We start from the raw sequence: 15,592 nt of genomic DNA, 5'->3' as shown, positions 1-15,592 counted from the left end.
CCAGCGCATAGATCGCGCGCCATGCGGATCGATTTCATCAAGATGCACGGCCTGGGCAACGACTTTGTCGTCCTCGACGCGCGCGCGCGCGCTCTGCCGCCGATCGATTCCGCCTTCGCGGCGGCGCTCGCCGATCGCCACACCGGCATCGGCTGCGACCAGCTGATCCTGCTCGAACCCTCGCAGGCCAGCGATTTCCGTATGCGGATATTCAATGCCGATGGCAGCGAGGTGGAAGCCTGCGGCAATGCGACGCGCGCGGTAGGCCTGCTCCACGGCGCGCCGGCGCGGATCGAGACGCTGGGCGGCCTGCTCCACGCGGCGCCGTCGAACAGCGGAATCTCGGTCGAGATGGGCAAGCCCCGGTTCGAGTGGGACCGCATTCCGCTGGCCTATGCCATGGATACCCGTGTCATGCCCGTCGGCTGGGAAGACCTGACCGGCCCCATCGCCGTCAACGTCGGCAATCCGCACGTCATCTTCTTCGTCGACGATCCCTATGCCGTCGACATGGAACGCCTTGGCCCGCTGATCGAGACCGACCCGCTGTTTCCCGAGCGCATCAACGTCAACGTCGCTGCCGTGACGGCGCGCGATGCCATGACCCTGCGCGTGTGGGAGCGCGGCGTGGGCCTCACGCGGGCTTGCGGCACGGGCGCTTGCGCCACGGCCATCGGCGCGATGAAGCGCGGGCTCGTCGATCGGCGCGTGACGGTAAGCCTGCCGGGCGGACCGCTGGTGATCGAATGGCGCGAGGATGACGAGATCGTGATGACCGGACCCGCCACCGAGTCCTTCCGCGGCAGCTTCGACCCGGCCGACTACGGAATCACGGTTTGACCGTCGAAGTCCATTCGCTCGGCTGCCGTCTCAATATCGCGGAAAGCGAGACCCTGCGCGACCTGCTCGGCAGGGCGGATGACCTCGTCGTGATCAATTCCTGCGCCGTGACGGCGGAAGCCGTGCGCCAGACCCGCCAGGCGATCCGCAAAGCCCGCCGCGCCCGGCCCGAAGCGCGCCTGATCGTGACCGGCTGCGCCGCCGAGATAGAGCGCGAGATGCTGGCGCGGATGCCCGAGGTCGACGGCCTCGTCGCCAATACCGCCAAGCTCGATCCGCGCGCGTGGAACGTGCCGGCGGCTGCACAGCCCCGCGAAAAGCGCGGCTATACGCGCGGCTTCGTGCAGGTGCAGAACGGCTGCGACCATTCCTGCACATTCTGCGTGATCCCGCAGGGACGCGGCCCCAGCCGTTCGCGCCCGGTCGCCGACGTGCTGGAAGACGTGGCGATTCATGCCGATGCCGGCGCAGGCGAGATCGTCCTGACCGGCGTGGACCTCACTTCGTGGGGCGCTGACCTGCCGGGCAGCCGCCGCCTCGGCGCCTTGTGCGAAGCGATCCTTGCCCGTTTTCCGGCCCTGCCCCGCCTGCGCCTGTCCTCGATCGACGGCGCGAAAGTCGATCCCGCGCTATTCGAACTGCTCGCCGGCGAAGCGCGGATGATGCCGCATGTCCATCTCTCGCTCCAGCACGGCGACGACCTCATTCTCAAGCGCATGAAGCGCCGCCACAGCCGCGCCGACGCCATCGCCCTTGTCGAGGGCCTGCGCGCCCGGCGCCCGGATCTCGCGGTGGGGGCGGACGTGATCGCAGGCTTCCCGACCGAGGACGAAGCCGCGCATGCCGGCAACGTGTCGATCATCGAGGCGCTGCAGGTAGTCCACGGACATGTCTTCCCCTATTCGCGGCGCCCCGGCACGCCCGCCGCGCGCATGCCCCAGGTCGAACCGGCCATGATCAAGGCGCGCGCCGCCGAACTGCGCGTGGCCGTCAACAGGCAGCGCCAGCGCTGGCTGGACGGGCTTGTCGGCCACCGGCTATCGGTTCTTGCAGAGAGAGGCGGGAGCGGCCATGCCGAGAACTTCGCAAGGGTGCGCCTTCCCGAAGGGACGCAGCCGGGCACGCTGGTCAGCGTTACGCCTGAAAAGGTAGTCGAAGGAATTCTGGAATAATGAGTGACGAAGGCGCGACCACGGACGCCTGGACCGAGCGCCTCTTCGGAGGCTTTCGCAAGACGTCGGAGCGGTTGACCGAAAATCTCTCGGGCATCGTCGGCAAGACCCGGCTCGACGAGGGACAGCTCGACGACATCGAGGACGCCCTCATCATGTCGGACCTCGGCCCGCGCGCCGCCGCCCGTATCCGCGATCGCCTGGCCGAGGAGCGCTTCGAACGCGATGCGGACAGCGAGGCGATCATGGAAGTGGTCGCCCGCGAGATCGCCGATATCCTGCGCCCCGTGGCAAGGCCGCTGGATATCGTGGCTTTCCCCCGTCCCCAGATAATCCTGGTGATCGGCGTCAATGGCTCGGGCAAGACCACGACCATCGCCAAGCTCGCGCATCTGTTCCAGGAGCAGGACTATTCGGTGATGCTGGCCGCCGGCGACACCTTCCGCGCCGCCGCGATCGGCCAGCTCGCGATCTGGGCGGATCGGCTCGGCGTTCCCATCGTCAAGGGGCCGGAAGGCGGCGATCCGGCATCGGTCGTGTTCGACGCGGTGAAGGCGGCGACGCAGCAGGGCATCGACGCGCTGATCGTCGACACCGCAGGGCGCCTCCAGAACAAGCGCGAACTGATGGACGAACTGGCCAAGATCCGCCGCGTTCTGGGCCGCATCAATCCCGAGGCGCCGCACGACGTGGTGCTCGTGCTCGATGCCACCAATGGCCAGAACGCGCTTTCCCAGATCGAGATATTCAAGGAAGTGGCCGGCGTATCCGGCCTGATCATGACCAAGCTAGACGGCACGGCGCGCGGCGGCGTGCTGGTCGCCGCCGCCGAGCAGTACGGCCTTCCCATCCACGCGATCGGCGTCGGCGAAAAGATCGACGACCTTCGCCCCTTCAGCCCGGACCTTGTGGCCCGGGTCATTGCCGGAATTGCCTGATGACCGACAGCGCCCGCACCGAAACCGACCAGAAACCCCGCAGTTCCTGGGTTAACCTGCTGGTGGATTTCGGTCCGCTGCTCGTCTTCTTTCTCGCCTACCGGCACTATTCGCCTACCGGGGACGGGGATACGCTCGGCACCGTGGCCGCCGTGATCAAGGGGACGATGGCGTTCATGGTCGCGACCGTCGTTGCGCTGGTCGTCTCGAAATGGCGGCTCGGGCACATCTCGCCGATGCTCTGGCTGACCACCGCGCTCGTCGTCGGTTTCGGCGCACTGACCGTGGTCTTCCACGATCCCTTCTGGATCAAGATCAAGCCGACCGCGGTCTACCTCATGTTCGCGATCGTCCTGTTCCTGGGCCTGTGGCGCGGCAAGCCGATGCTCAAATACCTGCTGCAGTCCGCCTTCGAGGGTCTCAACGAGGAAGGCTGGATGAAGCTGTCGCGCAACTGGGCCTGGTTTTTCCTGTTTCTGGCCGTTCTGAATACGGCGCTGGTCTTCACCGTCAGCTTCGACACCTGGCTTCAGGCGAAGCTCTGGGGCTTTACGGTGCTCTCGTTCCTGTTCACTTTCTCGCAGCTGCCGATGGTGCTGAAACATGGCATGGGCGAAATCTCGAAGACGGAAGTGCTCGAAAACCCGCCTCACGATTAGGGCAGCCCCTTAATCCCCGGCTTTGTCCTCCAAAACATGTGACATTCCATCCAATCGGCGCAATAAACGAACGCCGCATCGGCAAGCTGGCCGGCATCGGGGCGCGAAGATCCCCGCCGGCGGGCATGCGAAAAGATAATAGGGGGATGTAATGGCTAAACTGTTCGGGAATTTGAATCTTGTGATGATCGTGGGCCTGGTGCTTTCGATCGTGGTCATGCTGGCCTTCGCGCCTTATGCTCCGGTTGACGTGAATTCGGTGTTCCGCTGGCTCCACGTATTCTTCGGCATCCTGTGGATCGGCCTGCTCTATTACCTTAACTTCGTGCAAGTGCCGCTGATGCCGTCGATCCCGGCCGAGCAGAAAGGCGCCGTAACCGGGCACATCGCGCCCAAGGTGCTGTTCTACTTCCGCTATGCCGCACTGCTCACGGTCATCACCGGTGTCGTCATTGCCTGGGCGAACAACTACCTTGTCGAGGCACTGACCTTCTCCGGGGCGGGTGCGATTGCCCTGATCGGCGTGGGCATGTGGATGGCGCTCATCATGGCATTCAACGTGTGGTTCATCATCTGGCCGGCGCAGAAGAAGATCCTGGGCATCGTCGAGGCGAGCGCCGAGGAAAAGGCCGCGGCCGCGCCGCGCGCGCTGATCGCCAGCCGCACCAATACGCTGCTGTCGATCCCGATGATCTACTGCATGGTCAGCGCCAACCTGGGCTGACCGGTCCACCGATACGGAACGGGAGGGGGCGAGGTTCCATTGGAACCCCGCCCCTTCGCTTTTGCCGGGCGAGTCCTGCCGGAAACCATGGGAAGGACGCGCCCTGGCTGTTCTACCAGCTCTTGTAGGGCAGGAACTTGCCCGACATCTTGACTTCGATCCGGTCCCCCTTCTCGTTGGGGATCTTCTCCACCGTCATGTCGAAGTCGATGGCGCTCATGATGCCGTCGCCGCCCTTTTCCTGGATCAGCTCCTTCAGCGTCTCGCCATAGACGCCGACGATTTCGTATAACCGATAGATGCAGGGATCGGTCGGCACCGCCATCTCGAACATCTTCTTGGGATATTCGGCCAGCACGACCGCAGCTTCCTGCGGCAGGCCGAGGCCGGTCGCGACCTTGTCGGCACTTTCGCGCGGGAGCGAGTTCATGCCCAGGCACGCGGAAGTCACGAAGACTTCCTGCAAGCCGGCCATTTCCGCGATCTGCGCCCAGGTTATTCCGCCCGCGCGCTTCTTCTCGTAAATCATGTCGGTGACGTCGGCCTTGGTCATCATCGTGCAGTCTCCTCAAGTCTGGAAGGTGAAACCTTTTGCTCCGTCCCGCCCCCGCTCTCGCGGGTCGCCAGCGAGACGGCGAGCGCGATCGCCAGCAACGCGCTGATCGTCTGCCACAATCGCTCGGGCCTGCGCGCCAGCCAGGGGCGCGGGGCCGGCCCGGTGAGCGCGGTGTTGGGGTGGGCAAGATCGTAAGTGAACTCGGAAAGTTCGTCGTACCGCTCCTCGGGATCGATGGCGACGGCTCGCGCGATCGCGGCGTCCATCCAATCCGGCACGTCGGGGTTGAGCTCGGTCGCGGGGATGTAATGCAGCTTCTTCTGAGCCGCCCGCGTGCGCACGGCGCTGAGATGGGGGCCATAAGGCAGGCTGCGCGTCAGCATGTAATAGGCCACAGATCCGAGCGACCAGAGGTCGGACTTGCGGCTCGCCGGCGCGCCCAGCCAGATTTCGGGCGCGGTGAACTGCATGGTCCCGGCGAACATGTCGTCATCGCGCGGCGCCAGCTCATCGAGCCCGGCCACCAGCGCCGAGCCGAAGTCGATGATCCTGGCAGTGCCCTCGCCATCGACGATCACGTTTGCCGGCCTGAGGTCGCGGTGCAGGATCTCCAGCCGGTGCAACGCATGCAGGCCCGAAGCGACCTGCTTCACAATCGAGCGCAAGGCAACGAGGTCGGTAACCTCCCGCGAGGCGGCCCATTGCTCCAGCGTGGCGCCTTCCACGAATTCGGTGACGCTGTAGGCGTGCTGGCGCGAGGCTCGTGCGGGGGGGGCCTTGAGGACGTGGGTATTGTTCACCCGGCGTGCGATCCATTCCTCGAGCATGAGGCGGCGCACTTCGACCGGGTCAGCCCCATGCTCGGTCGAGGGCACCTTGATCGCGACGCGCTGCCCGGTTTCGCTGTCGCGAGCGAGATAGACGTGGCTGCGGTGCCCCGCATGGAGTTCGCGCTGGATCGCGTAGCCCTCGAACGCCTGCCCCCCTGTCAGCTGCAGTGCCGGCGGCAGCGTCGCCTCCTCGCCGACGAGATCGTCGAGATCGTTTTGCGGCAGGCTGTCGATGCGCAGGAGCTGGATCGTGAGATTGTCGGTGCTGCCCGCCGCCAGCGCCGCATCGGCGAGCGCCCGCGCGGCACTGTCGAGATCCTCGCTGCCCGCCGCCACCAGAAACGCCGAATCCGGCAGCACGTCGTGTACGCCGTCGCTGGTAAGGACGAACAGGTCCCCTTCCGCGACCGGGATCTTGCGGTGGTCTATTTCCACCCGGCGGTCTATGCCGAGCGCGCGCGCCAGATAGCTCTCGCCGCCGCCGAGATAGACGCGGTGCGGCTCCGTGAGCGGCTCCAGCGTCCGCCCCGCTATCCTGGCGATACGTCCGTCGCCGACGTGAAAGACATAGGCCGAGCGCGATTTGATGACGAGCGTCGAGAGGGTACAGACCATACCTCGCTCTCGTTCCTCGTCGGTAAGATTGCTGCCGCGACCGCGCAGGTTCTGCGCGTGCATCCAGGAATTGGTCGCGGTGATAACGCGCTCCGCGCTGGTCCTTACGGACCAGGCTTCGGAAGTCGCGTAATAGTCCATGAGGAAGGATTTTACCGCGGTCTCGGCCGCGGCGGCGCCAAGGGCACTGGTGCTGATGCCGTCGGCCAGGGCAAGCGCTATGCCCTTCGTCGCCAGCGCTTCGCCTTCGGGCACGAGGAGGCCGTGGAAGTCCTGATTGGCCTCCTTGGCCCCGGCCGTCGAATACTGGCCGACCGTGACGGCAAGCCGGGGGCTAGGGGTCACCACGGCTTGCTCGTAAAAGCTGCCGAATAGTCGCGTCTCGCTTCGCGCCGAGACCCGTCTGCATGAATGATCATAAGCGAGAGCCCCCGGATAAACCGGGAGAGCCCATGAAGGCCCTCCCGGTCGTTTGCAGCCAAGGGGATAGCTCAGGCCGCAATCTTGACCACGCGCTTGGGATTCGTCCGCACGTGAGTGGTGTAGAGCATCAGACCAGTGAAGGTCAGGCCGCCGACGAGGTTGCCCAGCACGGTCGGAATCTCGTTCCACCAGAAGTAGTCACCGATGGTGAAGTCACCGCCGAGCATCAGCGCGGTGGGGAAGAGGAACATGTTCACGATCGAGTGCTCGAAGACCATGTAGAAGAACAGCATGATCGGCATCCACATGGCGACGACCTTGCCGGTGACGGTGGTGGAGATCTGCGCGCCGACCACGCCGGTCGAGACCATCCAGTTGCACAGCATGCCGCGCACGAAGATGGTCAGCCATCCGGCCATGCCGTACTCGGAATAACCGACGGTGCGCGAAACGCCGACACCGGCGAGCTTGGCGCCGACTTCGCTGGGCTCGGTCGAGAAACCGTAGGTCCAGTAGATCGCCATGAGCAAGGCAGTGGTCAGCGCGCCGGCGAAATTGCCGGTGAACACCAGACCCCAGTTGCGCATGACGCCGCTCCAGTTGCAGCCCGGCCGCTTATCCCACACAGCAAGCGGGCAGAGCACGAAGACGCCGGTCAGCAGGTCGTAACCGAGCAGGTAGAGCATGCAGAAGCCGACCGGGAACAGAATGGCCCCGGCAAGCGGCTCTCCGGTCTGGACGTTGATGGTCACGGCGAAAGCCGCTGCCAGCGCCAGGGTGGCACCGGCCATATAGGCGCGGATCAGTGTGTCCTTGGTGGACATCAGGATTTTGGATTCACCAGCATCTATCAGTTTGGTGACAAATTCCGAAGGTGCGAGATAAGCCATCGCTTGTTACTCCCCGTTGCAAAATTGGGTCTGCGGCGACCCGTGATTTGACTTTATCCTTGCCGTTAAATGAAGGTTGGCTGCGTTCCGCTCGAGAACTTGGACACGGACTGCAGCCAGAGCCTTCTACTTCAGATCAGTACTTGAACGCGACCTGCAGCCAGAACTTCTCGGTGTCGGTTCCGAAGTTCTTGGCATCGTAATTGGCGTACTTGAGCAGGATCGGGTAACCCTTGACCGCAAAGCCAAGGCTCGCGTCCCATTCCTGGCCGTAGTCGACGCTGCCGAAATCGCTCTCGAACTTGTGGTAGATGACCTGCGCGTTCAGCCCCTTGAGCGGACCGGCATTGCCGAACTTCTTGGACAGGCCGCCGTAGTAGTCGCGCAGGCCCGCCGCCGGCGTGGTCAGGAACAGGTCGGCCCAGCCGTTGAAGGCATGGAGCGTTGCCAGCGGGGTCTGGAACGCGGCGACGCCGTCGTCGCTGCCCAGTTCCTCGTAGCCGCCCTTGAGACCGAAGCCCATTACCGAGACGCCGAGTTCGGCGTTGATGTAGTCCGCCGAGTAGCTCACCGGGTTGAGCTTGTAGTCCTGCTGGTTGGCATAGCTCGCCAGGAAGTCGAGGTTGAAGCCCTCGGCCAGCGGCAGGGCGCCCTTGGCGAGGAAGCCGTAAGTCTGGCTCGAGAAGGCAAGGCGGGTGTCATAGTCGAGCAGATAGGCGAAGGCCTTGACCTTGACCGGCTTGATGTCGAAGCCGCCGTTGGCGAGAATGAAATTGCCGTCGAAGAACTCGTTGGGGCTGTCGATTCCGAAAATGGTACGCTGCGAGATCGAATAGGCCAGGTCGAGCGCGACCGGGCCGACCTTGGTCTCGCCGCGAATGGCGTCGAAGGTCTGCTCGTTCTGACGCCAGCCGACATTGCCGACGAAGCGCGCTGCATCGTGAACGATCCGCTGGCGACCAATCGTCACCGCGCTGCCGCTGGCCTTGTAGGAGAGTTGCAGCCTGTTCAGTTCGACGTTCTGGGGATCGGCGACGACCGAATAGGGCTCTGCGCCTAGGAACCCATTGTTGCCGGGAATGGTGTCATTGTAGTTGTCGATGATGGCCAGTGTGCCTTCGGCCTCGGCCAGCAGCGACAGGCCGTTGGTGGTGACTTCGGCACCGGCGCGCACGCGGATGGTCAGGGCATCGGCATCGAGGTTCAGGTCATCCTGATCGACGTGCTCATAGCGCAGGACGCCCTCGATAATCGGGTCGATGGTGAGATTGTCGCTGACCTTGACCGGATCGCCGGCCTTTGCCTGGGCCGGAGCGGCAATCGCCAGCGACGCGGTAGTGGCGAACAAGGCGGCAAGTGTAAGTGCAGGTTTCATAAGCATAAGCCTCCAAGGGTGCTGTTCCGCGGGGCACCCCTCCAAACATTGGATACGAAGGCAGACGCCGTTGCCCGCCGCTAAGCCTGCCCGGTCTCCCAATCCCCGGGCGATGTCCGCGCGTCGAACGGACGGGCCTCGTTGCCCGCCGCCGCCCCTCATGAGCGCGCGCTTATCTTCCTGCGTCATCCCGGGCTCGACCCGGGACCGCTGGCGGTGTTTACCCACGGCCTCGCCGGGAGGCCGCGCCGAACGACCGCCGCCGGTCCCGGGCGAGCCCGGGATGACGACGCATATTTTGTCAGGCGGCCTTGGTCGCCGGACCGTGATCGTATTCGGCCAGGAAGTGCAGCACTTCCTGCCGGTATTGATAGAACTGCGGATGATCGAGCAGCGCCTTGCGATCGCGCGGGCGCGGCAGGTCTACCTTCAGAATCTTGCCGATGGTGGCGCGCGGGCCGTTGGTCATCATCACCACGCGGTCAGCGAGCAGAATCGCCTCATCGACATCGTGGGTGACCATGATCGCGGTGACCTTGGTGCGGTTCCAGGTCTCCACCAGCACGTCCTGCAGGTCCCAGCGAGTGAGGCTGTCGAGCATGCCGAACGGTTCGTCGAGCAGCAGCAGGCGCGGGGACAGCGCGAAAGCGCGGGCAATGCCAACGCGCTGGCGCATGCCGTTCGACATTTCGGCCGCCATCTTGTCCCTGGCTTCGCCCAGGCCGACCCGGTCGAGGTAGTAATCGACGATGTCGCGGCGTTCGGCCTTGGTGGCATGCGGATAGACCCGCTCGACGCCCAGCGCGACGTTCTGACGCGCGGTGAGCCAGGGCATCAGGCTCGGCGCCTGGAACACGACGGCCTTGTCGGGGCCGGCAACGTCGATCTCCCGGTTGTCGAGAACGATGCCGCCAGAACTGATCTCGTTGAGGCCGGCAGCCATGGTCAGCACGGTCGACTTGCCGCAGCCCGAGTGGCCGATCAGCGAGATGAACTCGCCCTTGTCCATGAGGAGATTGAAGTCCTCGACGACGGCGAGCGGGCCTTTCGGCGTCGGGTAAACCTTGTGAAGCTTGTAGAATTCCAGATAGCGCCGGTCGACCGAGGTTTTCGCAGCCTCCTGATAAGCGGCCGGCAATTCCACTTCCTTCTTGCCGGCAAAGAGATCGAGCGGCACGACCTCGGGCAGCGCGACACTGCTCTCGCCCACGCTCGACCCCTGCTCGTTGAGCTGGCCGAGGTAGCCGACAATCTGCTTGCGCAGCGCCTGGAAGTGATGATCGTCGTTCACCGCCTCGCGGTCGCGCGGACGCGGCACGTCCACTTCGTAGATCTGGCCGATGGTGGCCGAAGGCGCGGGCGTCAGGACCGCCACCCGGTCGGCCAGCAGCAGCGCTTCATCGACATCGTTGGTAACAAGGATGATCGTGCGCTTTTCTTCCTTGCGGATACGCTCGATCTCGTCCTGCAGCTTGGCGCGGGTGAGCGCGTCAAGTGCGGAAAGCGGCTCATCGAGCAGCAGGATTTCGGGCTCCATGGCGAGCGCGCGGGCCACCGCGACGCGCTGGCGCATGCCACCCGAGAGCTGCGCGGGCTTGCGGTCCATGGCATGGCCAAGACCCACGAGTTCGACTTTCTGTTTGACCAGCGCCGCGCGCTCCTCCTTCGAGCGGTCCTTGTGGACGGCATCGACGGCGAGCGCGACGTTCTTTTCCACCGTCAGCCAGGGGAACAGCGAGTAGGACTGGAACACGAGGCCGCGATCCTTGTCCGGCCCCTGGATCTGGCGCCCACGCAGCAGGATCTCGCCCGCGTCGGGTTCGATCAGGCCGGCGATCGAGGAGATCAGCGTGGTCTTGCCCGCCCCCGAGAAGCCGAGGATGGCGACGAACTCGCCTTCCTCGACGTCGAGGTCGATACCGTCGAGCACTTGCGTAACGCCGCCCTGCTGTCCCTTGTAGGACTTGGAGACACCCCGGAGCGAAAGGATCGTGGCCATATGGTGGTTCCCCTCAGACTGTGCGGTTACGGCTGACGAAGGCCTGGAGCATCATCATGATCCGGTCGAGCAGGAAGCCGATCAGGCCGATGACGATGACCGCGAACATGATGCGGGCGAGCGACTGACTGGAGCCGTTCTGGAATTCGTCCCACACGAACTTGCCGAGGCCGGGGTTCTGCGCCAGCATTTCCGCCGCGATCAGCACCATCCAGCCCACGCCCAGCGACAGGCGCATGCCGGTGAAGATGTAGGGCAGCGAGCTTGGCAGCACGAGCTTGGTCAGCTTCTGGAACGTACCCAGCCTGAGCACGCGGCCGACATTGAGCAGGTCCTTGTCGATCGAGGCGGTGCCCACGGCGGTATTGATGAGCGTCGGCCAGAGCGAGCAGAGCATGACGACGATGGCCGAGATCACGAAGCTCTTGGCGAGCATCGGATCGGCGCTGGTGATCGTCGCCGATACGACCATGGTCACGATCGGCAGCCAGGCGAGCGGGCTGACCGGCTTCATGATCTGCACCAGCGGGTTGATCGCCGCGTTGAACATCGGCGAAAGGCCGGCGGCGAGGCCGATCGGAACCGCGAAGAGTGTCGCAAGCGCGAAGCCAAGCGCCACGGTCTTGAGCGAGGTACCGACCTGGTCGAGGAATGTCGGCGATCCGGCATAGTCGAAGGCCACGGCCTGGGTGCCGGCGGCGATGCGCGCATCCTGCACGGCGTAGAACTCGGCCTTGGCCTCGTTCGAAGCCTGCCATTCGCCGTAGAGCGACGCGCCCTGCTCGGCGACTTCCACGGGACCGGGAAGCGCGCCGAGCGAGGTGTCGACCTGCGGAGCGAGAACCGCCCACAGGGCAATGAACGCAACGATGCCGAGGACAGGGGCCATGAGCCCCTTCCCGAATTTCGTGACAAGCTCCTGAACCTTGCCGGGGGCGGCAGCGGGTGCCACCTCGGCAGGTTCGACTTCGGTTGCCACCTGTGCGGTTGCGGTTACAGCCACGGTATTCTCCGTTTCGGCCGGCTTTGCATCAGCAAAAGCGGTTGCCATCGAAATTCTCCTCGGACTCTTTATTCTGGTCTCAGTTTCCGGTGACGCCGGAAGCCGAAACCTTCTGGCCCTTCTTCAGGCCGATCTTGAACTTTGCGAGATAGGCGTTGGGCAGCTTGCCATTGTAGGTCACGCCATCGATGAAGCCGCTCTGCTCGCCCCGGAAACCATCGGTTTCGGGGATCGCTTCCGCCGGGATCACGCCCTTCTCAGCGAGGCCCTTGGCGGCCGCAAGGTAGAGGTCTGGACGATAGACGGCCTTGGCCTGGTCGAAATACCACTGGTCGGCGTGATCTTCGGGGATCTGGCCCCAGCGGCGCATCTGGGTGAGATACCAGATAGCGTCGGAGTAGTACGGATAGCCGGCGAACTTGTCGAAGAAGATGTTGAAGCCGGGGGCATCGCGGGTATCGCCCGGCTCGAACGTGAACTTGCCGGTCATGGAAGCGGCAATCACTTCCTCGTCAGCGCCGACGTAGTTGGCCTGAGAAAGGATCTTCACGGCTTCGGCGCGGTTCTTGCCATTGTCGGCATCAAGCCACTGCTGCGCCTTGATGATCGCGCGCAGCATGGCCGCCGTGGTGCCCGGATACTTGTCGGCGAAGTCCTTGCGCAGGCCCAAGACCTTCTCCGGGTTGTCGTTCCAGATCTCGTCGTCGGTGATGATCGGCACGCCGATCTTCTTCTGCACGGCAGCCTGGTTCCAAGGCTCACCGACGCAGTAGCCTTCGATGGTGCCGGCCTCGAGCGTGGCGGGCATCTGCGGCGGCGGGGTGACCGAGAGCTGGACGTCGGCCGCGACCGTGCCGCCCACATCACCCGGCGTGTAGTAGCCGGGGTTGAGGCCGCCGGCCGCCAGCCAGTAGCGCAGTTCATAGTTATGGGTCGAAACGGGGAAGACCATGCCCATCTTGAAGGGCTTGCCCTGCTGCTTGAAGCTGGTGACGACGGGCTTCAGGACCGATGCCGAGATGGGGTGCGTGGGCTTGCCGTCCGGCCCCTTTGGCAGGTCGGCCTTGACCATGTCCCAGACCTTGTTGGAGACGGTGATGGCGTTGCCGTTGAGGTCGAGGCTGAGGGGGGCGATCAGGTCGGCCTTGGTGCCGTACCCGATGGTCGCCGCGATCGGCTGGCCGGCGAGCATGTGTGCGCCGTCGAGCTGGCCGCCGATCACGCCGTCGAGCAGAACTTTCCAGTTGGCCTGCGGCTCGAGCGTGACGTTGAGGCCTTCCTCGGCGAAGAAGCCCTTTTCCTTGGCGATGGCCAGCGGCGCCATGTCGGTCAGCTTGATGAAGCCGAGCTTGAGCACCGGCTTTTCAACCGCGCCCGGCGCGGCCGCAGCCTTCACCGCATCGCCTGCCGGCGCCTCGCTCTTGCTGCCGCAGCCCGCCAGCGCGACGCTGGCAAGCAATGCGACAACCGCCGCACGGCGCGTAAATCCGAACCCCTGTTTCATGCTCATGCGAACCAACCCCACGTCCGGGCGGCAAACGTAAAAAGAAAAAGCCGCCTCGACGCGAACCCCCTGGGGGTTACATCGGGCGGCTACGTTGCCACTGATTGTTGAAACACGCAGACCGGACACGATAGGCACTCGTCCTTGAGAGCCGTCCGTCCTGCGACACCGAATGTGTAGGCGATTCGTTCCCGGCGCGTAAAGTCTTTTTTGCGGTGCACAAATATTTTGCTGCTACGGCAGCCGGGAAAGGTACCCTTTCATATCGCTCGGATCGAACACGTTTCCGTCAAAAAACCTGTTTGATTCCATTTGCATGGCACCTTGCTGCGTGCCCACGACCATGCTTGCCTCGAGGCTGCCTTCCACCTTCGAACTGGCCCCCGGGAGGGGTTCTCCGGTTCCCAACAGTGCACTGCGGTAAACGTCCGGTCGAAAGACCCGGGCGGCCTTGCGCGCGTCTTCGGGATCGAAGGGAATGTTGTCCCAGCGCACCATCTGGGTGTAGAGCCACTCGGCCTGACTGACCCACGGGAAGTTCGCGGCCTCGCGGTACTGGAACATGAAATCCGGGTAATGGATCGTGGTTCCGCCACGCGAAATCAGCATCCGGTCGGAAATGGCGCGGCGGATCAGTTCCGCCGATCCGTCGAGATATTCGCCCCGCGCGAGAATCGCCGAATTGAGGTCCCAGTTCGCTGGATCGACAAAGTGGGCGCCCGCCCTGCACAGCGCCCGGATCAGGCGCTGAACGGCCTCGCATTTCTCGTCGAGCACCTGTTCGCGCAGGGCCAGGACTTTCTCCACCCCGCGCCGCCAGATCTGCGCGGTGGACAGCACGATCTCGCCCACGCCCTGCTCGACCGCGACACTGTTCCACGGCTCGCCGACGCAGATCCCGTCAACCTCGCCCTGCTTGAGCGCATCGGCGCAGAACGGCGGCGGGACGGTCGTGACGTCGACGTCGACATCAGGCCGGATGCCGCAGCCCGCGAGCCAATATCGCAGCATGTAATTGTGGCTGGAATAGCGGTGAACCACACCGAAGTTCAGCGGCCGCCCGGCTGCCTTGCGCTCGGCGGCAATCTCCTTGAGCGCGGCGCCGACTTTCGCAGGATCGCCGATCTGCCCTTCCGGGCGCACCCGCCGCGCGATTTCCGGCCGCAGCGTCACCGCATTGCCATTGAGACCCAGCACGAAGGGCACCGAAAGCGCCTGCGCCGGCCGGCCGCGCCCCAGCGTCGTGGCAATCGCCAGTGGCGCGATAAGGTGCGCGGCGTCGGAATGGCCGTAGAGCAGGCGGTCGAGCACCGTCGCCCAGCTCATGTCCTTCACGAGTGAGATCGAGACGCCCTCATCCTCGGCGAAGCCGTGTTCCTTCGCGAGGATCGGCAGGCAGGCGTCCACCAGGGGCAGGAAGCCGATGGTCAGTTCGGTGCTCACGTCATTGTCCCCCCATCAGCCGGTCCGCCGTCACGATAGCCTCCGCGATGTCGACTATCCGCTTGCCCTGGTCCATCGCCGCCTTGCGCATTTCCGCATAGGCCTTTGGTTCGGGCAGGCCCCTGCTTTTCATGAGGATGCGCTTTGCCGCATCGATCGTCTCGCGCTCGGCCAACTTGCCCTTGGCTTCGGCAAGGTCGTTTTGCAGCCGCGAGAAGGCATTGAAACGCGTGATCGCGAGATCGAGGATCGGCCGGATCCGGCCCGCCGCGAGCCCATCGACGACATAGGACGAGACGCCTGCCTCCACGGACGCGACGATGGATTCGTCGTCCGATTCGTCGACGAACATGGCGATCGGCCGGTCGAGCGCGCGGCTCACCGCGAAGTACTCCTCGAGCATGTCGCGCGAAGGGTTGCCGAGGTCCATCAGGACGATATCGGGATTGATCTCGCCGATCCGCGCCAGCAGCCCGCGCCTTTCGGTCACCACGAAGATATCGCAGTCTTCGAGGGTGGCCAGCCCCTCCTGAATGATCGAGGCGCGCGCGGCGCTTTCGTCGATTACGGCTATTCGCATGGCGGACCCATTGTGCAGCGCAGCAGTGTCATTTGGCAAGA

At 64.4% G+C, this 15,592-nt stretch carries 14 protein-coding genes; 5 read left to right on the top strand and 9 right to left on the bottom strand.

All coding sequences use genetic code 11. The features are described 5' to 3' along the window. Nucleotides 1-21: 21 nt before the first annotated feature. The 5 genes from dapF to IEX32_RS06880 all read left to right on the top strand — a co-directional run bounded on the left by dapF (nt 22) and on the right by IEX32_RS06880 (nt 4,333). On the top strand, nt 22-840 hold the full coding sequence (gene dapF / locus IEX32_RS06900; RefSeq protein ID WP_188769841.1) for a diaminopimelate epimerase: 819 nt from the start codon (nt 22-24) through the stop codon (nt 838-840). Then, the gene (locus IEX32_RS06895; RefSeq protein WP_188769839.1) at nt 837-2,012 is read left to right on the top strand and encodes a MiaB/RimO family radical SAM methylthiotransferase; all 1,176 of its coding nucleotides are present in this window, start codon (nt 837-839) and stop codon (nt 2,010-2,012) included. Before dapF ends, IEX32_RS06895 begins: the two co-directional genes overlap by 4 nt. Further along, nucleotides 2,012-2,950: a signal recognition particle-docking protein FtsY gene (gene ftsY, locus IEX32_RS06890; protein ID WP_188769837.1), complete on the top strand. Its 939-nt coding sequence runs from the start codon at nt 2,012-2,014 to the stop codon at nt 2,948-2,950. Before IEX32_RS06895 ends, ftsY begins: the two co-directional genes overlap by 1 nt. Further along, nucleotides 2,950-3,609: an inner membrane-spanning protein YciB gene (locus IEX32_RS06885; protein WP_188769835.1), complete on the top strand. Its 660-nt coding sequence runs from the start codon at nt 2,950-2,952 to the stop codon at nt 3,607-3,609. The genes ftsY and IEX32_RS06885 overlap by 1 nt, the downstream gene beginning before the upstream one ends. A 151-nt stretch (nt 3,610-3,760) precedes the next feature. Further along, nucleotides 3,761-4,333, top strand: a complete 573-nt coding sequence (locus tag IEX32_RS06880; RefSeq protein ID WP_188769833.1) for a urate hydroxylase PuuD — start codon at nt 3,761-3,763, stop codon at nt 4,331-4,333. A gap of 112 nt (nt 4,334-4,445) precedes the next feature. On the opposite strand, the gene cynS is transcribed toward IEX32_RS06880, so the two are convergent. From cynS to IEX32_RS06835, 9 genes are all read right to left on the bottom strand, one after another. Then, entirely contained in the window at nt 4,446-4,886 is a 441-nt protein-coding gene (cynS, locus tag IEX32_RS06875; RefSeq protein ID WP_188769832.1) for a cyanase, read from the bottom strand. Beyond that, nucleotides 4,886-6,679, bottom strand: a complete 1,794-nt coding sequence (locus IEX32_RS06870; RefSeq protein ID WP_188769830.1) for a bifunctional protein-serine/threonine kinase/phosphatase — start codon at nt 6,677-6,679, stop codon at nt 4,886-4,888. The genes cynS and IEX32_RS06870 overlap by 1 nt, the downstream gene beginning before the upstream one ends. A 146-nt stretch (nt 6,680-6,825) precedes the next feature. Beyond that, nucleotides 6,826-7,647, bottom strand: a complete 822-nt coding sequence (locus IEX32_RS06865; protein ID WP_188769828.1) for a formate/nitrite transporter family protein — start codon at nt 7,645-7,647, stop codon at nt 6,826-6,828. 136 nt (nt 7,648-7,783) lie between these two features. Continuing rightward, nucleotides 7,784-9,022 (bottom strand): alginate export family protein, encoded by a 1,239-nt coding sequence (locus tag IEX32_RS06860; RefSeq protein WP_188769827.1) that lies wholly within the window; start codon nt 9,020-9,022, stop codon nt 7,784-7,786. A 301-nt stretch (nt 9,023-9,323) separates the two neighbouring features. Beyond that, nucleotides 9,324-11,021, bottom strand: a complete 1,698-nt coding sequence (locus tag IEX32_RS06855; RefSeq protein WP_188769824.1) for an ABC transporter ATP-binding protein — start codon at nt 11,019-11,021, stop codon at nt 9,324-9,326. A gap of 13 nt (nt 11,022-11,034) precedes the next feature. Further along, nucleotides 11,035-12,072: an ABC transporter permease gene (locus IEX32_RS06850; protein ID WP_188769822.1), complete on the bottom strand. Its 1,038-nt coding sequence runs from the start codon at nt 12,070-12,072 to the stop codon at nt 11,035-11,037. A gap of 31 nt (nt 12,073-12,103) precedes the next feature. After that, entirely contained in the window at nt 12,104-13,534 is a 1,431-nt protein-coding gene (locus IEX32_RS06845; protein WP_229736212.1) for a CmpA/NrtA family ABC transporter substrate-binding protein, read from the bottom strand. A gap of 228 nt (nt 13,535-13,762) precedes the next feature. Then, nucleotides 13,763-14,971, bottom strand: a complete 1,209-nt coding sequence (locus IEX32_RS06840) for a CmpA/NrtA family ABC transporter substrate-binding protein (protein WP_188769820.1) — start codon at nt 14,969-14,971, stop codon at nt 13,763-13,765. A 1-nt stretch (nt 14,972) separates the two neighbouring features. Continuing rightward, the gene (locus IEX32_RS06835) at nt 14,973-15,551 is read right to left on the bottom strand and encodes an ANTAR domain-containing response regulator (protein WP_188769818.1); all 579 of its coding nucleotides are present in this window, start codon (nt 15,549-15,551) and stop codon (nt 14,973-14,975) included. Nucleotides 15,552-15,592: the final 41 nt, after the last annotated feature.

Origin of the sequence: Novosphingobium endophyticum, assembly GCF_014640675.1 — a bacterium.
Lineage (GTDB): Bacteria > Pseudomonadota > Alphaproteobacteria > Sphingomonadales > Sphingomonadaceae > Novosphingobium > Novosphingobium endophyticum.
This window is presented reverse-complemented; position numbering and strand designations above follow the sequence as displayed.